This is a genomic window from Candidatus Enterococcus ikei (assembly GCF_017316105.1).
In the GTDB taxonomy this organism is placed as follows: domain Bacteria; phylum Bacillota; class Bacilli; order Lactobacillales; family Enterococcaceae; genus Enterococcus_L; species Enterococcus_L ikei.
In genome coordinates, this window is the sequence record NZ_JAFLWD010000006.1 from 193,843 (window position 1) to 215,160 (window position 21,318).

At 36.2% G+C, this 21,318-nt stretch carries 21 protein-coding genes; 9 read left to right on the forward strand and 12 right to left on the reverse strand.

The window, feature by feature from the left end:
- Nucleotides 1-1,138: 1,138 nt before the first annotated feature.
- The 11 genes from rplT to opp1B all read right to left on the reverse strand — a co-directional run bounded on the left by rplT (nucleotide 1,139) and on the right by opp1B (nucleotide 10,858).
- Nucleotides 1,139-1,498 carry a 50S ribosomal protein L20 gene (gene rplT / locus JZO69_RS02680; protein ID WP_086346323.1) on the reverse strand — a complete coding sequence of 120 codons (360 nt, stop codon included), beginning with the start codon at nucleotides 1,496-1,498 and terminating at the stop codon, nucleotides 1,139-1,141.
- Between the two features lie 135 nt (nucleotides 1,499-1,633).
- A complete protein-coding gene (gene rpmI, locus JZO69_RS02685; protein WP_010762697.1) occupies nucleotides 1,634-1,834 on the reverse strand; it encodes a 50S ribosomal protein L35 in 201 nt (66 codons plus the stop codon).
- Nucleotides 1,835-1,946: 112 nt separating this feature from the next.
- Nucleotides 1,947-2,468, reverse strand: coding sequence for a translation initiation factor IF-3 (gene infC, locus JZO69_RS02690; RefSeq protein WP_207111361.1), 522 nt, complete (start codon nucleotides 2,466-2,468; stop codon nucleotides 1,947-1,949).
- 490 nt (nucleotides 2,469-2,958) lie between these two features.
- A complete protein-coding gene (locus tag JZO69_RS02695) occupies nucleotides 2,959-3,408 on the reverse strand; it encodes a hypothetical protein (RefSeq protein WP_207111362.1) in 450 nt (149 codons plus the stop codon).
- 282 nt (nucleotides 3,409-3,690) lie between these two features.
- Nucleotides 3,691-4,491 (reverse strand): Cof-type HAD-IIB family hydrolase, encoded by an 801-nt coding sequence (locus JZO69_RS02700; RefSeq protein ID WP_207111363.1) that lies wholly within the window; start codon nucleotides 4,489-4,491, stop codon nucleotides 3,691-3,693.
- A gap of 14 nt (nucleotides 4,492-4,505) precedes the next feature.
- Nucleotides 4,506-5,291: a Cof-type HAD-IIB family hydrolase gene (locus JZO69_RS02705; protein WP_207111364.1), complete on the reverse strand. Its 786-nt coding sequence runs from the start codon at nucleotides 5,289-5,291 to the stop codon at nucleotides 4,506-4,508.
- Nucleotides 5,292-5,567: 276 nt separating this feature from the next.
- Nucleotides 5,568-6,692 carry an RNA-guided endonuclease TnpB family protein gene (locus JZO69_RS02710; RefSeq protein ID WP_207111365.1) on the reverse strand — a complete coding sequence of 375 codons (1,125 nt, stop codon included), beginning with the start codon at nucleotides 6,690-6,692 and terminating at the stop codon, nucleotides 5,568-5,570.
- Nucleotides 6,693-6,838: 146 nt separating this feature from the next.
- The gene (locus JZO69_RS02715) at nucleotides 6,839-7,798 is read right to left on the reverse strand and encodes an ABC transporter ATP-binding protein (protein ID WP_207111366.1); all 960 of its coding nucleotides are present in this window, start codon (nucleotides 7,796-7,798) and stop codon (nucleotides 6,839-6,841) included.
- Nucleotides 7,798-8,859, reverse strand: a complete 1,062-nt coding sequence (gene opp1D, locus JZO69_RS02720; protein ID WP_207111367.1) for an oligopeptide ABC transporter ATP-binding protein Opp1D — start codon at nucleotides 8,857-8,859, stop codon at nucleotides 7,798-7,800. Before opp1D ends, JZO69_RS02715 begins: the two co-directional genes overlap by 1 nt.
- 5 nt (nucleotides 8,860-8,864) lie before the next feature.
- Entirely contained in the window at nucleotides 8,865-9,917 is a 1,053-nt protein-coding gene (opp3C, locus tag JZO69_RS02725; protein WP_207111368.1) for an oligopeptide ABC transporter permease, read from the reverse strand.
- A complete protein-coding gene (gene opp1B, locus JZO69_RS02730; RefSeq protein WP_207111369.1) occupies nucleotides 9,917-10,858 on the reverse strand; it encodes an oligopeptide ABC transporter permease Opp1B in 942 nt (313 codons plus the stop codon). The genes opp3C and opp1B overlap by 1 nt, the downstream gene beginning before the upstream one ends.
- 81 nt (nucleotides 10,859-10,939) lie before the next feature.
- On the opposite strand from opp1B, the gene JZO69_RS02735 reads away from it, so the two are divergent.
- A complete protein-coding gene (locus tag JZO69_RS02735) occupies nucleotides 10,940-11,287 on the forward strand; it encodes a DUF3899 domain-containing protein (RefSeq protein ID WP_207111370.1) in 348 nt (115 codons plus the stop codon).
- 77 nt (nucleotides 11,288-11,364) lie between these two features.
- On the opposite strand, the gene JZO69_RS02740 is transcribed toward JZO69_RS02735, so the two are convergent.
- A complete protein-coding gene (locus JZO69_RS02740; protein WP_207111371.1) occupies nucleotides 11,365-13,041 on the reverse strand; it encodes a peptide ABC transporter substrate-binding protein in 1,677 nt (558 codons plus the stop codon).
- A 588-nt stretch (nucleotides 13,042-13,629) separates the two neighbouring features.
- Between JZO69_RS02740 and JZO69_RS02745 the strand changes: the two genes are divergently transcribed.
- The 8 genes from JZO69_RS02745 to fni all read left to right on the forward strand — a co-directional run bounded on the left by JZO69_RS02745 (nucleotide 13,630) and on the right by fni (nucleotide 21,295).
- A complete protein-coding gene (locus JZO69_RS02745; protein WP_207111372.1) occupies nucleotides 13,630-14,688 on the forward strand; it encodes an FUSC family protein in 1,059 nt (352 codons plus the stop codon).
- 33 nt (nucleotides 14,689-14,721) lie between these two features.
- Nucleotides 14,722-15,357: a pentapeptide repeat-containing protein gene (locus JZO69_RS02750; RefSeq protein ID WP_207111373.1), complete on the forward strand. Its 636-nt coding sequence runs from the start codon at nucleotides 14,722-14,724 to the stop codon at nucleotides 15,355-15,357.
- Between the two features lie 268 nt (nucleotides 15,358-15,625).
- On the forward strand, nucleotides 15,626-15,853 hold the full coding sequence (locus tag JZO69_RS02755; protein ID WP_207111374.1) for a hypothetical protein: 228 nt from the start codon (nucleotides 15,626-15,628) through the stop codon (nucleotides 15,851-15,853).
- Nucleotides 15,853-17,211 (forward strand): tripartite tricarboxylate transporter permease, encoded by a 1,359-nt coding sequence (locus JZO69_RS02760; RefSeq protein WP_207111375.1) that lies wholly within the window; start codon nucleotides 15,853-15,855, stop codon nucleotides 17,209-17,211. The genes JZO69_RS02755 and JZO69_RS02760 overlap by 1 nt, the downstream gene beginning before the upstream one ends.
- Nucleotides 17,212-17,228: 17 nt before the next feature.
- Entirely contained in the window at nucleotides 17,229-18,173 is a 945-nt protein-coding gene (mvk, locus tag JZO69_RS02765) for a mevalonate kinase (protein WP_207111376.1), read from the forward strand.
- Nucleotides 18,173-19,171, forward strand: a complete 999-nt coding sequence (mvaD, locus tag JZO69_RS02770) for a diphosphomevalonate decarboxylase (protein ID WP_207111377.1) — start codon at nucleotides 18,173-18,175, stop codon at nucleotides 19,169-19,171. Before mvk ends, mvaD begins: the two co-directional genes overlap by 1 nt.
- Complete coding sequence (locus JZO69_RS02775; RefSeq protein ID WP_207111378.1) at nucleotides 19,168-20,265, forward strand: phosphomevalonate kinase; 1,098 nt, start codon at nucleotides 19,168-19,170, stop codon at nucleotides 20,263-20,265. Before mvaD ends, JZO69_RS02775 begins: the two co-directional genes overlap by 4 nt.
- Nucleotides 20,249-21,295: a type 2 isopentenyl-diphosphate Delta-isomerase gene (fni, locus tag JZO69_RS02780; protein WP_207111379.1), complete on the forward strand. Its 1,047-nt coding sequence runs from the start codon at nucleotides 20,249-20,251 to the stop codon at nucleotides 21,293-21,295. The genes JZO69_RS02775 and fni overlap by 17 nt, the downstream gene beginning before the upstream one ends.
- Nucleotides 21,296-21,318 lie beyond the last annotated feature (23 nt).

The window sequence follows — 21,318 nt, forward strand, 5'->3', positions numbered from 1 at the left end:
TCAATGCATTATAAAAAAATAGTAATCGATTACAATTAAAATTCTACTCTTACTAAAAATAAAAACACATAGACAAACTATAGGAAAAAATGAACAAATTATAGTATTATTTTGTAAAAACCAAGAAAGATTTAAATTATTTATACTTCAAACAAACGAAAGCAATAAATAGACTCTACTATTTTATTTAAATCACGGAACTTAAAAAATGGATATTAACAGTGAAAATCTTTACTTTACAAATAATATTTCTTAAAAAAATAATTATTCCTTTTAGATATTAATTTCTTAGAAAGTTATATTCTCATATATATCACAGCAACCATCAAAAATAGCAATTAAGGTTACTGTATTTTCTTTTACTATTTTACCTCCCTTCAAATATCTGCATTTTATCTACTTTAAAATTTCTTTATTCGTAATCGGATTGTCTTAACTATTCACTATCACTTAAGTCGATTTCTTTCTGTAATTACTCTCTGTGATCGTCACCGAATATTTATACCAAACGATTTCATCCGTATTTAATTTTCTTGGCTTCCCATCCTGTCCCATAATCGTTTTGCTTGGTCATTTGTTCGTTCTTCTGTCGCAAATTTTGGTGTCACCTCATCTAATTAAATGGAAAACAAATTTCCTATTGTAAAATACATATTTTCTTCACTACCAGCATATACCGAATTACAAAAAGGCGAAGCATTAGCTATTCAATTGGTATGTATAAATCTTGTAGATAAGATAGCAAAACTCTAGCTAGTGAAAAAAAGAGTTACTTATCCAAACTCCTAAAACAAAAGCCAACAATAGAGCTATTAGTGTCGATCAGCATACAGTTGATTTATTAAAGAATTAGCGAACAGCCCAATACCCAGAACTGAAATTACTTGATATACTGGCTGAACCAACTCAACTTATCTTCACAAAATTTGATAATCATTTGATGTACCCTAGAACACCACGACCTTGATTGGTTAGCTTCTACATTAAAAATCCTAATGTGTTTAAAATTTCCCCTCTTGGGTTTAGACATACTCATGACTCACCTTTATTTGCTGGTGGAGTAAGTTAAAAAATCTGAACAAAAAAATCCCTACTCAAATGAGTAGGGATAAACGTTGTTATATCAATGTCTTTAAGACTATTTGTTTAACGCTGTTTTAGCTTGATCAGCTAACGCAGTAAATGCTGCTGCATCGTTAACTGCTAATTCAGCTAACATTTTGCGGTTGATATCAATCTCTGCCAATTTCAAACCGTGCATTAATTTAGAATAGCTCAAGCCATTCATACGAGCTGCTGCGTTGATACGAGCAATCCATAATTTACGGAAATCGCGTTTCTTTTGACGACGATCTCTGTATGCATAACTGTATGATTTCATTACTTGTTCTTGTGCTGTTTTAAATAATGTATGTTTTGATCCATAATAGCCTTTCGCTAACTTAAGAATCTTTTTACGACGTTTACGGGCTACTACGCCACCTTTAACACGTGCCATGGTTAATTCCTCCTAAATATCTGTTGTCTCTATGAGTTATTTTAATTGCTAAGTTGTGACAAGAATCTTTTCAGCTCTCTCAAATCAAGCAAGCTTTTTTAAATCTAGCTTCGTGGACAAGTCCTCTAAGCTTTCTTATTTCATTCTTGCTAATTGTTGACGAATACGTTTGAAATCGCCTGATGAAACCATTCCTGCTTTACGCAATTGACGGCGTTGTTTTTTTGTTTTACCGTGGAAACGGTGACTTGTAAACGCACGGAATCTTTTTAACCCGCCGTTACCAGTACGTTTGAAACGTTTTGCTGATCCGCGGTGTGTTTTTTGTTTTGGCATGACTAATTTTCCTCCTACATTTTCATTTCGTATACAGTTCAACTAAATTAGTTGAAAAAGTTGAACTAGCATCCTCAAAAAAATTTCATTAACTAATTATCAGCTTGTTAGCTTAATTTTCATTCTTCGGTGCCAGCGTTAGAAACATGCTGCGTCCGTCCATTTTCGCTTTTTGTTCAACTGTAGCGATATCTGCAGTTTCTTCAGCCAAGCGATCAAGAACTTTCTGACCAATTTCTTTGTGGGTAATGGCACGGCCTTTGAAACGGATCGAAGCTTTCACTTTGTCCCCTTTTTCTAAGAATTTACGTGCATTACGAAGTTTTGTATTGAAGTCATTTATGTCAATTGTTGGACTTAAACGAACTTCTTTTACGTTGATCACTTTTTGTTTCTTACGAGCTTCACGCTCTTTCTTTTGCGTTTCGAAACGGAATTTCCCGTAATCCATAATTCGCGCAACAGGAGGTTTCGCAGTAGGTGCTACTAGAACTAAATCCAAATTGGCAGTTTCAGCGATTTGTAATGCTTCCACTTTTGTTTTTACTCCTAATTGTTCTCCATCTTGTCCGATCAAACGTAACTCGCGTGCACGAATGCCGTCGTTCACCATCATATCCTTTGCTATGGTCATTCACCTCCAAGTTTATTAAGAGAAAATAAATGCTGAAACTCTTTCCTAAAGTCCGTTATTGTAAAAAACAATAAAAAACAGGCTCTGTATACAGATCCCGCGATTTTTCGGACTCATATCAATTGATATAAAGAATCCAATATCCAGCCCAGTGACACTGTCAGCTAAGGCGAGAAGCGGGTGCTTCTGCTTTCATTTCTCAACTTTAATAGTATATGATACATTCTTTCTTTTGTCAATATTTTTTTTACTACCTATCCTAGAAACGTAGTTTTTCAGCTACATAGTTGTGAGCTGCAGAGACATTAGTCTATTATATTTCATGAATTCTAGTCACTATAATTTCTTAATATATACTTACAAAAACACCAACTCATAATTTATGTAAAATTCCTGATTACAAATTAAATGTAAAAAATACATTACGACGGTAAAAATTAGCGGTTCAGAATTAGTAGTAGGAATTCTGAACCGCTAATTTTAGTTTCTTTTAATTTTTAACAATACGTGCATGAGCGTCAACTCTATAAGGCGTAAAGTCTGGTGGATAAATTGGACCAGTCTCAACACTTTCATAGGCAGTAACATCAAATTTGTATGATGAATCGTCTGCATTTATATCTGAAAATGTAACACTTTCAAATTTATTAACTGGCGTAAAGATTGATGTTGAACCTTCCTTGTACACCTTTCCAGAATCACTGCCCGTAACTTTATAGAACACTTCATAAAAGAAGCTCGGAGTAGGCGAATTAAATTGTCTTCCTGGTGCTTTGAAATTAATTTTAAATAATTGAGTAGCCGGATCATACTCAGCGTTTACATTTTTTTCTGTTTCTGAAACGGCCCCCCACTTCCCATCTGGAAAAGTAGTAGTCAGGTTCCAGGTGTCATTTTGCTCGGCATGTGCTGATAAAATACTAATCATTCCAGTAAGCATAAAAAACGGTCATAAATTTCTTCACTTTCATCTCTCCATTCTTATTTAAAGGTAATATTTTTCATTGCCTTTAAACATTATAAATGATAAATTTCAAAAAAAACTTGAACATTTAATAAGAATAAAAGTATATTTTTTAAAAACATATGTGGATTTAATATCAAAAAAACGATAAATTTTAAGTTGTTCTATCGTATTTTTAGAAATAAATATATTACAAAGAAAAATATTCTATATTCTGCCTTTACTTTGTAATATTAAATCTATTTTTCTATGCCATTTCTACTTTTTCAATAATTCTTCAATCTTCAGCAACACACCACTTTCATCATTGGATAAAATAATTTCTTTAGCTGCTACTTTGACCTTCGGTTGCCCGTTACTCATGACATAGCTATATCCTGCATGTTTTAACATTTCAAGATCATTACCGCTATCGCCAAAAGCTGCTACTTCATGATTTTTTATTCCCCACAACTCTTGTAATTTCATCAAACCGTGTGCTTTATGAATTCCTGGAATGATCAAATCAACATCACCATGCCCACTAGAAACAGGAATGACTCTGTCACCTAATACATCATGCAACTGTTCAAGCACTTCTGCTACTTGCTCAACAGGAAAACTCAAAGCAAACTTGAACAAGGTATCCTCTTTTACTTCAAATAAATTAGGAACTTTTTTTAATCGATGATAATATTTTCGACCATGTTCAATAAAGAAATCTGGTTCATCTTCAGCCACATAAGCGCTGTTTTTGCCACAAAGAATCGTATGCCCCTGTTTGAACTCTGCTAAAACAGTCAACACTTCGTGAATGACTTCAGGGTCGATTTCACCTGTAAATATTTCTTTGCCTTCACTAACAACATACGCTCCGTTTTCTGCTACAAATGACAATTCGTTGTCAATTTCTGGAAAAAAAGATTTGAGCTGATAATATTGATTTCCACTAGCTATAACAAATCGAACCCCTTGCTGCTTCATTACCTGATACAACTGACTAAATTTTTCACGGTCATACTCTTGTTGGCTGTTCAAAAACGTTCCATCCATGTCTACTGCAATCATTTTTACTGTCATTTTTCTACTTCCTCTCATTTTAGTAACTCAAAATGTTTTAATCCAAAACGAATACCATCATTCAGATGAGACTTTGTAACATAATCAGCATGGCTTTTTACATGGGCTGAAGCATTATCCATCGCAATTGCCGTGTTGACTGCTTCAAACATCCCTAGATCGTTATTTCCATCACCAAATGCGTATGTTGGCAGATGAGCCAAATCCAAGATCTTGATTATTTCCTGAATGCCTGCTTTTTTTGATCGACCCTTTAACACAACTGCCATAGAATAAGGACTGTCTCTAAAAAAGGTAAAAGTATCCGCAAATTTCTCTCGATATACTAAATCTTTCCCTTCATCCTCTGAAAAAAGATAAACCATGTAAATCTCATGTTCTTTATGGAACTCTGCTGAAATTTTCGGTAGTGGTGCATGATCTAAGCAATATAATTTTTCCATGCTCGCAGTTGAATAACAAGTAGCATATTCAGCCTCTGTATAACATGCCAAGGAATGACCTAACGATTCAGAAAGCACCATCAATTCTTGAATCTGTTTCAATGGTATTGCATGTTTTGAAGTAACTTCATTTTCAACGACATTAAACTGTCCATTTAAACTTACATAAGAATCAATAGGGGTTCCTTTGATAATTTGCTTGATTTCCTTTGGAGAACGACCACTTGCGATCAGTGGCAAGATATTGTTTTTCTTTAATTGTAAAATTGCTTGATGATTTTCTTTAGGTATTTTAGAATCAGCATCTAGTAATGTGCCATCCAAATCAAAGAAAACAAGTGCTTTATAGTTATTCATGACTTCCCTCTTTTTCGTATCTTTACTTACTATTATTGTACTATAGTTTTTAGGCCATAGAAAAAAACTTTATTCTATATTGCTCAAACAGTCTTTTGTTTAAGTAATTAGAATAAAGTTCGACTTTTTATTTTTCATCAACTAATAATTAGTGAACTATTTCTATTTAACTAGAAATTTCCTAGAAAAAGATAAATGATCGACTAAACGCTATATCTATCTTATATCCCCTAGGCTATCCCTGTAGTCCCTACAGTTCTTTTATTCATTTTCTATTTAATTAGCTACTGATTCCTTTAATCCTTGAACTAACACTTGTATACTTGCTGCAGTTTCTGGATCCTGTATTCCTTTTTTTTCATCAATATCTTGAATAAATATTTGACTTACGCTTTTATTATCTGAATGTTCAGAACATTTTCCGCATGCAGAAACTTTGATCAATCTTTTATTATACCAAGAGGCTTTATATTCTAATTTTGATACAAAAAGCGCCCAAGAAACATCTGAGATCCCACGATGCAACTTATTATTTCTAAAAAAATCGGCTCGATGAATATCTTCAATGCAAATCAAATCATATTTTCTAACAATTTCTGTAGTAATCTTATTTAGAAAATCGATTCGTTGATTCATTAGCTTTTCCCGCATTTTTGCTACTTTTAGTTTTTGTTTCTGATAATTCTTTTGTTGTGAAAGTTCTATTCCTTTTACTTTTGCAATTTCTTTGCGCCTTGTTAATTTTCTTTCTTCTCTAGTGATCCGCTGTTCAAATTCTTTCGTATATTTATCATTGTCGATACGTCTGCCATTTGATAATACAGCAAATTCAGAAGCTCCTAAAGTTATCCCGATCGCAGAATAAGTTTTCTCAACTTTAGGAATGTCTTCTTCACAAAGAATCGAGACAAAATACTTTTTACTCGGAGTCAAAGAAATCGTTGCGGACTTTATTTTCCCCATTATCGGACGATGCATTTTCATTTTGATCAACGATTTTAGTTTAGGCACTTTTAAGTATTTTTCATCAATAATCTTAACTGTACCGTTTTGATTATTCGTTGTGTAAGAAGTTACAGAGTTTTTCTTTTGTTTTAACTTAGGAAAACCAACTGATTTCTCCCTATGAAAATTTTTAAATGCCCGATCCAAGTAAACTTGTGCGTTTGATAAGGCTAAACTGTCTACTTCCTTTAAACAAGGATGCTCTTTTTTATATTGAGCAGGTGTCGGTAATTTAACTTTTAAATTAGGATTTTCTTTCAAATTTTTATATAGTTGGATTCGTTCCTGTAATAAAAGATTATGCACAAGCCGTACACAAGAAAAAGTTTTTTTAATAAATTCTTCTTGTAATGAAGTAGGGTAAAGTCTGTATTTATACGCCTTTAATACCTTCATTATTTGACCACCTTAACAAGTAAGTGATGAAATATCTTGAAAAAATATTTCTATTAGTCATTTCTTATTTTTCATCCCGTTTTTTAAAAATTCTAGCTAAGAAAAAATAGTGCTTTTTCCTAGCTAGGATTTCGTTTGCAAAGCGACTACTCTTGATTCGCTCTGGCTTTTTTCTCTTCAATTTTTTTACGATAAACTTCGACTTCATCTTCAGAACAATATACATAATGTTCTGTTGTGATTTCTCTTAATTTACGTTCTTTGTTATCTTCTGGTTCAGGTTTATAAACAATACGCGTACGTGTACGTTCGTAATCTGGATCAGGTAATGGAATCGCAGATAATAAACTTTCAGTATACGGATGCACACCGAAGTTATACACATCATCACTTGAACCCATTTCCAATAATCTACCGCTATGCATAACACCGATACGGTCACTGATATGTTTTACCATTGATAAATCATGGGCAATAAACAAATAAGTTAAACCAGCATCTTTTTGTAAGTCTTGTAATAAATTGACCACTTGAGCTTGAATCGATACATCCAAAGCTGAAATCGGCTCATCACAGATGATAAAGCGTGGATCAACAGCTAATGCTCTAGCAATTCCGATACGTTGACGTTGACCACCTGAAAATTCATGTGGATAACGTGTACCATGACTTGGATCAAGACCTACGACTTTTAGTAATTCGTTGACTTTAGCTTCACGTTCAGCTGCATCTTTTGCTAAATGGTTGATGTCGATTCCTTCAGCAATAATATCATTGACTTTCATTCTTGGATTCAATGATGCATAAGGATCTTGGAAGATCATTTGCACTTCTCGACGGAATGCTTGCATGCCAGATTTTGAACGAATTTTACTGATATCGTCACCATCAAAAATGATTTCTCCATCAGTTGGATCATACAATCGAATCACGCTGCGACCAGTCGTTGATTTACCACTACCAGATTCTCCAACTAATCCGAATGTTTCACCTTCATAAATATGGAAGCTGATATCATCAACCGCTCTGACTTCATCAGGACGACCGACGTTAAAATATTGTTTTAGTCCTTTAACATCTAAAAGTACTTTTCTTTTTTCGCTCATTAATTAACGCCTCCTGTTGTTACATTATGACGTTCAGCATAAATCGCCCAACGTCTCACAATTTCAGCTGGAGGAGTGATTTTTGGCGCTTGTGGAGCTAATAACCACGTTGCAGCTTTATGAGTTGGTGATACTTCAAAATATGGCGGTGCTTCTTCTGCGTCGATCTTCATTGCAAATTCGTTACGCGGATAAAAAGCATCTCCTTTTGGCGGGTCTAACAAATCGGGCGGTGAACCTGGAATCGCATATAACTTATCTTCGGTTCCTTCCATTGTCGGCATTGAGCCTAATAAGCCCCATGTGTATGGATGTTGCGGGTTATAGAAGATTTCTTCTGATGTTCCCACTTCAACTAAACGTCCACCATACATTACCGCTACACGATCAGCAACATTCGCTACTACACCTAAATCATGAGTGATAAAAATGATCGATGTGCTGATTTTTTGTTGTAAGTCTTTTAATAGTTCTAGAATTTGCGCTTGGATCGTTACATCCAAGGCTGTTGTTGGTTCATCGGCAATCAGAACTTCTGGGTAACAAATCAAAGCAATCGCAATCACGATCCGTTGACGTTGTCCTCCAGAAAATTGGTGAGGGTAATTTTTCAAACGTTTTTCAGCGTTTGGAATTCCTACTAATTTTAATAATTCTAATGCTTGGTCTAGCCCTTCTTTTTTCGACACTTTATTGTGTTTGATCAAAGATTCAGCTACTTGTTTGCCGATTGGCATTGTTGGGTCCAATGAAGTCATTGGATCTTGGAAAATCATTGCAATTTCTTTCCCACGAATGGTTTGCATTTGTTTTTCCGTCTTGTGTACGATATCTTCACCTTTAAACAGAATTTCTCCATTGTCGATGTTTGCATTGCTGCTCAATAATCGCATGATACTTCTAGTAGTTACTGATTTACCACTACCAGACTCTCCTACGATCGCTAGAGTTTCCCCTTTGAACAAATCAAAGCTAACGCCGCGAATAGCATTTACTTTTCCAGCAAACGTATCAAAAGAAATCTGTAAGTCTTTTACTTCTAATACTTTTTCCATAGTCATTCACTCTACTCTTTCATCTTAGGATCGAAGGCATCACGTAGTCCGTCAGCTAACAAGTTGAAACAAATCATTACGACTGACAGTGTTACGGCAGGAATCCACATCAAATATGGAAGGAAACGGAACGTTTTATATCCTTCATTTAATAATGTTCCAAGTGAAGCGGTCGGCGGTCTTAATCCTAAACCGATGAAACTTAGAAACGCTTCGAAGAAAATTGCCGATGGAATACTGAACATCATTTGTACGATGATCACACTAGAGATGTTCGGTAAAATATGTTTGATGGCGATCTTCAAACGAGATTCACCTAATGTTTGGGCAGCTAAAACAAATTCTTGGTCTTTTAATTTTAAGGTCTGAGCACGAACGATTCTGGCCATTGAAATCCAGTTGGTAATAACCATCGCTAAAACGATTGATAAGATACCTGGATCAAAAACAGTCAGCATCAAGATCATTACAACAAGGTTAGGAATTCCAGAAAGAACTTCTAAAACACGTTGCATCACTGTATCAACACGTCCGCCTAATAATCCTGAAATCAAACCGTATGTTACACCGATCGTAATATCAAGTAAAGCTGCGATAAATGCGATCAATAATGAAATACGAGTTCCCATGAATAAACGGCTCAACACATCACGGCCTAAGCCATCTGTTCCAAGATAGAAATTCACATTATCAGGAACATTTGCTTGTGCATACTTATCTACCATTTTACCAGCAACATTGGCTGTCCCGTTAAATCCATTGATACTATCTAAAAATGGAATACGGGGTGGTAAATTGATATAAGCAACATTTTGCTGCGTTGGATCGTGCGGTGAAACCCAAATAGTAATAATCGAAATAAAGATGATGATTCCTAGTAAGATTAAAGAAATCACTGCAGCTTTATTCTTTTTCAAACGGCGCCAAGAATCTTGTAAAAAGCTTAGTGACGGCGTTGCAATTCGTTCACGTTCTTTTGTTGTTGATGTATCCAAAGGTTGGAATTCATCTGCTGGAATCGTTTTGATTTTTTCTGGTACATTATTTAAGTCAACTGTTTCCATTAACCTTTGGCACCTCCTGAAACACGAATTCTTGGATCGATCAATCCATAAAGTAAATCAACGATCAAGATTACGAATACTAACAAAGCAGAGTACAAAATTGTTACTGCCATGATCGTTGGGTAATCATTTGTCATAATTGATTTTACAAACTGCTCCCCAATACCTGGGATAGCGAAAATATTTTCAACAACCAATGATCCTGTCATCAAACCAACTGCTAATGGTCCTAATAAAGTAATCAAAGGAATCAAACTGTTTCTAAGTCCGTGTCTAACCGCTACTTGCCAACGGCTCAACCCTTTTGCTCGAGCTAACTCTACATAGTCACTATGTAAAACTTCAACCATCTCGGTTCGTATAAACCTGGCGGAATCGGCCATGGGACTCATTGCCAGAGCAATCGTTGGTAGAATCGTATAAGCAAAACCATTCCACATTGCGATTGGTAGTACTTTTAATTTCATGGCAAAGATATACTGTAACAATACGGCAAAGACGAAGTTAGGAATTGAACGTCCTAAAATTGCCATCAATGTCGCTAATGTATCTACCCATGTATTTTGGCGCATCGCTGCAATGATTCCTAGTAAAATACCGACTAGCGTACCAAAGATAATAGCTTGTGCACCTAATTGGACTGATGGTCCGATACGGCCTGCTAAAAGTTTTGCAACTGGTTGATTTTTAAATTGGAATGAAATCCCAAAATCACCCACGACAAGATTCTTTAAGTAAATTCCATATTGAACGATTACTGGTTTATCTAAGCCAGATTGCTTGTTCAACATAGCGATTGTTTCTGGACTAAGTTTTTCTTGGTTGGTATAAGGAGTACCTGGTAATAATTGCATTAAGAAAAACGTAATCGTTGCGATCAACCACAATGTGACGATCATAAAGAAGACCCGTTTAAGAAAATATTTTCCAAAACTGTTCAAGAATGACACCTCCGAGATTATTTTGACTTCATCAGTTTTTTTCGATAAAGTAAGGATAGAAAATTAAGTAAGGATGAGCACATGAAAAATTTTAAATGGCCCTTGATTACCTCAGCGGTCTCAAGCATTGGTATTTTTACTTACCTATTGATAAAGCAGTCACTGACTATCCGTTCTATATCTGATACCTTTTTCATCGTTTCATTATTCTTTTTGATTATCGGCTTAGCCATGTGGATCATGTCCTCAGGTTTTTTTGATAATTTCCAACGTTTTATGAAAATGCATTTCCGTTTTAAGAAGAAAAATGAACCGAAAGAATTCATCCCATTTTCAGTGATCGGTAAAGCGCATCAGCTTTACTGGCTTGAAACTGGAGGTATTTTACTGATCGTCTCTATCGTTTCTTTATTATTTTACTTTTTATGAGCAAAGATAGCAAGAGGACCGTTGCCTTTTTTATTCAAAGAGGGCAAAGGTCCTTTTACTATTGGAAAAATTTCAGTCTATTCTGAAATGTATGTCCATTTGTAATCGTATTGCGCGCCTGCTGGATGGAAACCAACATCTTTTACTTTCTCAGCACGTAAGTGCGCTTCAGCTTTTTGATAAAGAGGAATTACACCCATGTCGCCCATGATTGTTTTCTCTGCATCAACCATATTTTCCCAACGTTTTTCAGGATCATTCGCATTTGTAGTTGAAGCTTCTTTTATTAATTTGTCGTATTCAGGATTACTGTAACGTCCACGGTTATATGGCACGCCTGTTTGGAATAGATCTAAGAAACTACTTGGATCTACATAATCAGCTCCCCAGCCTCCGATAACAGCTTTGAAATCACCTTTATTTGAGCGGTCTAAACGTACAGAAAGTGGTACTGGACTAACAGTAACTTTGGTACCTTCTAAGGTTTCTTGAATCGCACCTTGAATGTACTCAACTGTTTTCTTAGATGAATCTGCATCAGAAGATAAGATATCGATGTCTAATGTTTTAATCCCTAATTCTTTCTTCGCTTTTTCCCAATGTTCTTTTGCTTTTTCTTTATCGTAGGTAATCTTGTCTCCAGCAGCTGCAGTAAAGTCTTCTTTCCCATCTGGAGATGTAGACATATCAGCTGGAACTAAGCCTTTAGGTTCTACTGAACCATCACCAAGGATTTGTTCAACTAAAGATTTACGGTCGATTGAATAAGAAATTGCTTTTCTTAGGTTTTCATTTTTGTATGGTGATTTCTCATCCATTTGATTTAATTCCATATATTGAGTTGTTGCTTCTTTTTGGATGACAAGTTGTGGATCATTGGCAGCTTGTTGAGCCAATTCACCAGTCAAGGTTACATCATCTGCTTGTCCATCTTGGAATAAATTGTATGAAGTCGGTGCTTCTTTCACTACATTTGTTTTTACTTCATCCAATTTTACAGAATCTACATCCCAATAATCTTTATTTTTCTTATATGACCATTCTGTATCTGTACCTGCTCCGTCGAAGCCGTCCAAGACAAATGGTCCATTATAAACTGATTTTTCACTTGTTGCAGCGTAGTCTTTACCATATTTTTCCACGATATCTTTTCTTTGTGGGAAGAATGATGGGAATGCTAATAGATAGTCAAAGTATGGTGTGGCTTTTTCTAATGTGATTTCTAATTCGTAATCACCTACAGCTTTGATTCCTAATTCAGCTTTGTCTTTTTTACCTGCAGCGATATCTGCACCATTTTTCACAGATTCGTAAAGGTAAGCATATTCTGAAGCTGTCGCAGGATCAACCGTACGTTGCCATCCATAAACATAGTCTTCTGCTTTTACAGGTTTGCCGTCTGACCATTTAGCTTTTTCGTTTAATTTGATTTTGTACGTAATACCATCTTCACTGACTTCTGCTTTTTCAGCAGCCCCAGCAGGTTCTGGTTTATTATCTAAGTTCAAACGATAGATTCCTTCATATACATTGTTTAAAGCAGAAAAACTAATCGTGTCGGTTGCTAAAGATAGATCCGCACTTGGCATCTCCTGTAAAACATTAACACGGAAAACTTGCTCTCCACTTGGTTTACCACCGGATGCTTTTGAGCCACTTGAATCGTCTGTTTTTGCGCCGCCGTTACCACATGCTGCTAATGATAAACTAAATAAAGTGATGAATCCAAAAGCAAATGACTTCTTTAAGTTCATTCTTTTTTCCTCCCTATATAGACCCTAAGTATTTTCTGAAAAATCAGAATTTAATAATTATTTATTGTACTGAGGTATAGTTTACAATTTTTAAATTAAAAAATCAAGAATAATCTTATTTTTTTTTAATACTTACATCATGAGATTATCTATTCATTAGAAGTGATTTCTTAGAAATGAAAATAAAAAGTGGAACGGGCTCGTTCCACCTTGACTGAAAAATAGGAAAACATGAAGGTGGCACTTTTAGACACAATCAGGTTTTATCTTTTTTCCGAAAGGCTAGCCCGTGGAGCTAGATTAAATAAAAAGTGGAACGGGCTCGTTCAGCCTTGACTGAAAAATAGGAAAACATGAAGGTGGCGCTTTTGGACACAATCAGGTTTTATCTTTTTTCCGAAAGGCTAGCCCGTGACACTAGATTAGATAAAAAGCGATTGTCATCTTATAAAAAAGTATGTTAGATTAGTAATAGAAGAAACATCGTATGACGAGTTACAGAATTTTTTTCTGTCTCAATCTGATTGTTCAATTCATATCATAAAAGATTTCTACTGTGTTTCTCCGTAATAAATAAGGAGTGATTAGATGAATCGTTCATCTTTTTTTAAAGAATTAACTGTATTTCACAAACCTCAAAAAGCACCCTTTCGTCTGATTGGTGCAGGTATTTGTATGGCCGTACCTTTGTTTATAGGCTATTTTTCAAATAATTTACTGATAGGTAGTTTTGGTTCTCTTGGGATTTTTACTTTTCTTTATTATCAAACTCTTCCATTAAAGGAGTTACTGATTCGTTTAAGTTCGATTGGTACGTTTTTACTTTTAGGGAATTTGGTAGGTATGCTTAGTACTCATATTCCTTGGCTCATCCCAATTGCCATTGCGTTGATTTCTTTTTTCGCCCGAATCATTTTTAGATTGTACAGAATTGCTAAGCCGGGGGCTTTTTTTATTGTCATGGTTACTGCAATGGGCAGTGGTACGAAAATCCCTTTGGAAAAAGTTTCGCTTATGATGAGTTATGTTTTATTAGGCGTTTTAACTGCTCTGATAGTTGCAGTTATCTTATATTTTATTGAAGGGGAATTTGTCGAGCGGCAAAAGAAAATTTCTTTACAGGAGCGGCTTTATACTGATCCTGCAGCTCTTCTTGATGCGCTGCATTATGCGGCTATTTTATTTTTAGCAACTTATATCAGTCAATCGTTGCATTTGACTAATGCTTATTGGATGATCGTTTCCTGTGCTGCCGTTTTACAAGGAGATAATTTACGTGCGGTCATGCATCGAAATATTCAACGAATTTTGGGTACGATGATCGGTTTATTGATTGCGGCTCTTTTATTGAGTATTTCATTTACTTCATTAGAAACGATTGTTTTGATCTGCTTTTTCTTTTTGACAGTAGAATTTTTTATTAAACGTAATTATACGATCGCAAACTTTTTTACAACACCGATGTCCTTGTTGTTAGCAAATTTAGCTCGTCATCAGTATTCAGTAAGTCTGCTGAATTACCGTTTGATCGGTATTGTTTTAGGTAGTCTTTTAGGCCTTTTGGGCGCATTCGTATTGACGACTTGCCTAAAATTTTATAATCGCGCGTATCAATTGGATGAAAATTTAGATAAAGAAACCGAGTAGGCCCAGATAATCAATTAATTGGAGGTTTTATTTATGAAAACGAAAAAGCCCATCGCCCCTTTACTGCCTAAGCTTACTGAAACGGATTATATCTCCTTAGATGATGAAGTTATTATTGAAGGTTTGTCATTGAAAGATCAAGATCTTAGTTATCAAGATATACGTAACTTGGTCTTTAGAGAATGCCGCTTTGAAAAAATTACTATGAATCGAAATCATCTAGAACGTTTTGAATGTAGTAATGTAATTTTCGATCATTGTGATCTGTCTAATACAGAATGGATCGGTGCCAGTTTTCATCAAGTTCATTTCCGCCAATGTAAGTTGACTGGGACAAACTTTGCGGAAAGTTACTTACGAGATTGCCTCTTTGAAGATTGTTTGGCTGATTATTCCTCCTTTAGCGCGACAAATCAAAAAGTTATTCAGTTTAAACACACAAGTTTAAACGATACTGAATTTGTTGAAGTCGCTTGGAATAACCTTTTGTTCGACAGCTGTTCTTTGACTGGCAGTAATTGGTTCCATACAAAGTTGGCAACACTTGACTTAACGAAAAGTACATTTGAAAAAATTGCTTTTTCACAAGAATTGCTCAAAGGACTAAAAGTAACACAAGAACAGGCAATCACAATTGCGGCTGGTTTAGGCTTAGTTATTGAAGAATAAACAAAAGAAAGATTGGAGTCGAACTGAGTAGGTTCAACTTTAATCTTTCTTTTCGTTGCTCCTATTCATTAAAGAGAAGTTAATTTTTTCCTTAAATAGCATATAAAAATTTTACTTCATAGGCTTTTTTGGTAAACTATTGTAGGTTGAGAACAATTCTCAGTTAATTCTTTAGAAAAAATCAAACTATATATGTGACTCCTATTGTTCTAACAGCAATAAGCACGAGTGAATCTACTCAGCTTTTAATCTTAAGGGGGACGTTTTAATGAAAAAGGATCTTATCGAAATCTGGGGTGACTTGGTTGCTTTAAAAGATTTGATCATAGCAATTGTGATTTGCAGTGTAGCAACTATGGGGAGTTTCTTTTTAGCACCTGCACAAGATACAACAAAACAGTTGTTTTTTGGTCTGGGTGGTGCTGTCGTTGGTTTTATCATCAGTACGTTTTTGATCAAACCTAAACGAACGGTGATCGAGGAGGAAGACAACTAATGGATGTTGGACTGCTCTTTCAAATGCTTCTAGCCGTTATCAGTGCGATTGTTTTATATACATTTATCGGATTTGTACCGGGGACAGATGAAACGTCTGTTTTGATGCCTGTTACGTTAGCGATAGTTTTAGCAGGTGTTCAGCCAATTGTTGTGCTGACGTTCTTTATTTCAGCAATCATTACTTTAAATTTAATGAATGCTATTCCCACAGCTTTGGTCGGCTTACCTGGTGGTGTGATGTCAACACCGATGATCGAGCATGCTTTGTATCTAAAAGAACGCGGCATGGCCGCAATCAGTATAAAGAAAATGGCCACAGGATCGATCATTGGAACGACCGTTGCCATACCTGTAAGTTTGCTTTTAGCTAATATTTTGGCTCCTTTTTCTGATTCTGTAAAAGAGTATGCGCCTTTATTATTTGTTTTCGGTGCGATTTTTTTATCCTTGATCGGTAAAAATAAACTACTAGCTTTGATTAGTATTATTCCCCTTGGTTTGCTCTTTCAAGGACTGCGCTATCTTTATTGGGGCATTGGAGCCGTGCCGCAGGAAAAAAACGTGACTATTTCATTTTTCCTAGGGATCACTATTGGTCCGTTACTTGTGTCTTTACTAAGCTTATTGAACAAACAAAACCGAGATGCTTTACCTCGTCATGAAGTAAAAAAAATCACGTTAGACAAGATAGATGAAAAACAAGTGATATTACATCCTTTTCAAATAATTACAAAAAAAGAAGCTGGTACCAGTGCCGTTGTTTCGTTCCTTTCAAACTTCCTGTTCTTTTTGAGTCCAGTTGGTTTAACGATTTTATTTGGTGAAGCTGTAGCAAATAGAGAAAAAGATCCTGTGAAAAAAGCGAGTATGGCGATTACTTCAATGAGTGCATTATCTCATGCAACTTATCTATCAGGTGTAATCATCCCACTGATAGCATTAGGAATTCCGTTATCACCGGTAGCAGTGGGTCCAGCTAATGCCTTGTTCAATGCACCACCTGTTTTTACATTAGATCATAACCTTCATCATCTATTAAGTAGAGGTGAATTTGTTTTGGCGGTTCTTTTTGCGGGGATCTTGGCTTCAGCTATTACATACTTCATTGCGATGAAATATGCTCGTCAGATGACAGCTTTCGTTTTGAAAAAGATTCCTCATGAAGCAATTTTAGGATTATTTATCGGGTTTATTTTATTACTAGCTTATATGGATGCTGGATTGATCAATATTTTTGGTGTTTTGCTCGTAGGAATCGTTTGTGGTACTCTTAATAAGATGGGCGTAAATTACGGCGTTCAATTCATGATTCTTTACGCAGCACCTTGGATCACAACACATTTGATATTTAAATAGAAGGACTGTTTATTAAAATGAATAAAGAAAAAATAGGTAAAGGACAAGCATCTGGAAAAATCATCTTGATGGGCGAACATTCTGTTGTTTATGGGGAACCAGCCATTGCTTTTCCTTTTCAAGAGACGTATATTTCAACAAAAGTCGAACCTGACACTACTATGATAGTAGATTGTCATTATTTTTCGGGAAACCTTTCAGAAGTTCCTGCGCAATTAAAAAGTGTAAAAGAAGTTATCGTTCAAACCTTGACCGCTCTTCATCATGAAACGGCAACCTTAAAAATTACTATTACTAGTACGATACCAGCAGAGCGAGGCATGGGTTCAAGTGCAGCGGTTGCAGTTTCGATCGTTCGTGCATTGTTTGATTACTTTGATATTCCATGTACATCAGAAGACTTACTTCCGCTAGTCAATGGTGCCGAAAAAATTGCTCACGGTAATCCCAGCGGCATCGATGCAGCTGCGACGACTGGAAATGAACCCTTATATTTTATAAAAGGTCATCCATTAGAATCATTCCCAATGAATGTTTCCAATGCTTTTTTGATCGTGGCAGACACTGGCATTAAAGGTCAAACAAGAGCGACAGTTAGCGATGTAGCGCACCTCTTTGAGCAAAACAAACAAGAAATTTCACAGCATATCACTGAGTTAGGGCACTTGACTAAATCTGCAAAACAAGCTATTTTAGCAGATGATGTTCATACTTTAGGAAAAGTCATGAATCAAGCACACGTTCAGCTTCAAGCGTTGACCGTCAGTAATGACCAATTAGACCAATTAGTCACTACTGCTCGTGAAAACGGCGCTTTAGGAGCAAAATTAACAGGTGGTGGCCGCGGCGGTTGTATGATCGCTTTAGCTGACTCTAAGGAAGAAGCTGAAAAAATAGCTGCATCCATAGAAACAGCTGGTGCTGTAGCAACTTGGATTCAATCATTAGGAGTGAAAAATTAATGTACGTTGGAAAAGCGCGAGCTTATACAAATATTGCTTTGATCAAATATTGGGGCAAAAAAGATGAACACTTGATAATACCAATGAACAGCAGTCTTTCGTTGACATTAGATGCTTTTTATACAGAAACTAGTGTTTATTTCGATGAAACACTAACTGAAGATATATTCTTTTTAGATGGAAAAAAACAAGATCCTAAGCAAACAGCCAAAATTTCCAACTTCTTAGACCTTGTACGTCAACAACAAAATCTATCACTATTCGCTAAAGTCGACAGTCGAAATTTTGTACCAACAGCAGCAGGTCTTGCTTCTTCTGCTAGCGGTTTGGCGGCTCTAGCTAGTGCATGTAGCACAGCGTTAGATTTACAGTTAACTGAAACAGAGTTATCTCGTTTAGCTAGACGCGGCTCTGGATCTGCTTGCCGCAGTATTTTTGGCGGATTTGCTGAATGGCAAAAAGGCGACTCTGATCAGAACTCTTTTGCTCAACCTATTCCTTCTGATAAGTGGGAAGAAGAATTAGCAATGTTGTTCGTTTTAGTCGATGATGGCGTCAAAGATATTTCTAGTCGTGATGGGATGAAGCGAACCGTTGAAACATCAAGTTTTTATTCTGGTTGGCTCGAAAATGTCGAACCCGATCTAGTAACTGCCAAACAAGCAATCAAAGAAAAAGATTTTAATAAATTAGGTCAAGTCACTGAAGCAAATGGCTTACGCATGCATGGAACAACGTTAGCTGCTGTACCACCGTTTACTTATTGGTCACCTGAGAGTTTGAAAGTTATGCAATTAGTACGCGCCGTTCGCAAGCAAGGTCTGCCATGTTATTTTACGATGGATGCCGGTCCAAATGTTAAAATTTTAGTAGAAAAGAAAAATTTGGCTGCTTTAAAGAATTTTTTAGCAGATCATTTTTCTGAGCAACAGCTAATTTCAGCTTTTGCAGGACCAGGAATAGAGAGAATTCCTGTAGAAAGGTCGGAAGAATTATGATAGAAGTTTCCACACCAGGTAAACTGTTTATTGCTGGTGAATATGCCGTTGTTGAACCAGGACATCCAGCAATCATCGTTGCAGTGGATCAATTTGTAACAGTTACTCTTGAAACAGCAGAAAACGTTGGTAGTATTCAATCTGCTCAATACAGCTCCCTACCTGTACGCTGGACGAGAAGAAATAACGAATTGGTATTAGATATTCGGGAAAATCCTTTTCATTATGTACTAGCAGCGATTCGTTTAACTGAAAAATATGCGCAAGAGCAACAGAAAAAACTGTCTTTTTATCATTTGAAAGTGACTAGCGAGCTAGACAGCTCTAATGGACGAAAATATGGTTTAGGCTCTAGTGGCGCTGTAACTGTGGCAACTGTAAAAGCGTTGAGCCTTTTTTATGAGTTAGAATTGACTGAAGAAGAAATATTCAAGCTTTCTGCCCTTGCACATTTGGAAGTTCAAGGAAATGGCTCTTGCGGTGATATTGCTGCAAGTTGCTATGGCGGCTGGATCGCTTTTTCAACGTTTGATCATCAATGGGTCAATGAGCAATCGCAAAAACAAACGTTGACAGCTTTACTTCAAGCAACTTGGCCAAAATTAATGATTCAACCCTTAAATGTGCCTAAAAAATTACGTTTATTGATTGGCTGGACTGGCAGCCCTGCATCTACTTCTGATTTAGTCGATCAAGTCCATCAATCAAAAGAAGATCAAGAAACAGCCTACCAACAATTTCTAGATGACAGCAAAGCTTGTGTAGAAACGATGATCGCAGGCTTCCATTCAGAAAATATCTCGTTGATCCAAGCACAAATACGAAAAAACCGAAAATTACTCCAACAATTAACATCGATCACAGGCGTTACGATCGAAACTCAAGCCCTAAAAAAATTATGTAATTTAGCTCAAACCTGCGGAGGTGCTGCTAAATCCTCTGGCGCAGGCGGCGGCGATTGTGGAATCGTCTTATTCAAACAAAAATCTGGTATTTTGCCTTTAATGAGCTCTTGGGAAAAAGAAGGCATCACTCCTTTACCATTACATGTATATTTTTACGGAAAGCAGGAACAAGATGAATCGAAAAGATGAACATATTTCTTTAGCAAAAGCCTTTCATAAAGAAAAAGCCAATGATTTTGATAAAATCCGCTTTGTCCATCATTCCTTTTCAGAAACAGCAATGAACGAAGTCGATATTTCAACTTCTTTTCTTGATTTTTCTCTCAAACAACCGTTTTATATCAATGCAATGACTGGTGGTAGTGAACGGGCAAAGGAAATCAATCAGCAATTAGGTATCATCGCTAGAGAAACTGGTGTGATGGTAGCGACCGGTTCGGTCAATGCTGCGTTGAAAGATCCTGAGTTAGCTGAAACTTATCGAATCATGCGTAAGGAAAACCCTGACGGTGTGATTTTGGCAAATATCGGCGCTGGTCTTTCTTTAGAAGAAGCGAAACGAGCTGTTGATCTTTTCCAAGCTGATGGACTGCAAATTCATGTCAATGTTCCACAAGAATTAGTGATGCCTGAAGGAGATCGTGATTTTCATGGTTGGTTAGATAATATTGAGGATATTGTTTCTCATCTATCTGTTCCAGTTATTGTGAAAGAAGTTGGTTTTGGTATGAGCAGTGAAACGATCGAACAATTAGTTTGGCGAGGTGTGAAAGCGGTCGATGTCAGTGGTCAAGGTGGAACCAGTTTTACTCAAATTGAAAATGCCCGTCGTAAGAAAAGAGAACTGGGATTTTTAACTGATTGGGGACAGTCCACGGTTCTTTCACTTTTAGAATCAATGAATTGGCAACGTGATCTTGCCGTTTTAGCCTCTGGCGGTGTGCAACAATCCTTAGATATTGTCAAAGCACTCAGCTTAGGAGCTAAAAGCATTGGTGTGGCAGGAACTATTTTAAATCAACTGATGACAAATGGTCTAGATGAAACGATCGAACTTGTTCAGCAATGGGAAAATGAACTTAAAATGTTGTATACATTACTTGGGAAGAAAACAACTGCCGAGCTTACAACTACGGATATTGTTTTTTCTGGTGAGATCATTCATTGGTGTGAAAGTCGTGGGATTGCTTATCGGCCGTTTGCGAAGAGAAGTAAATAAACTAAAAACTGTATAAGCAGGTC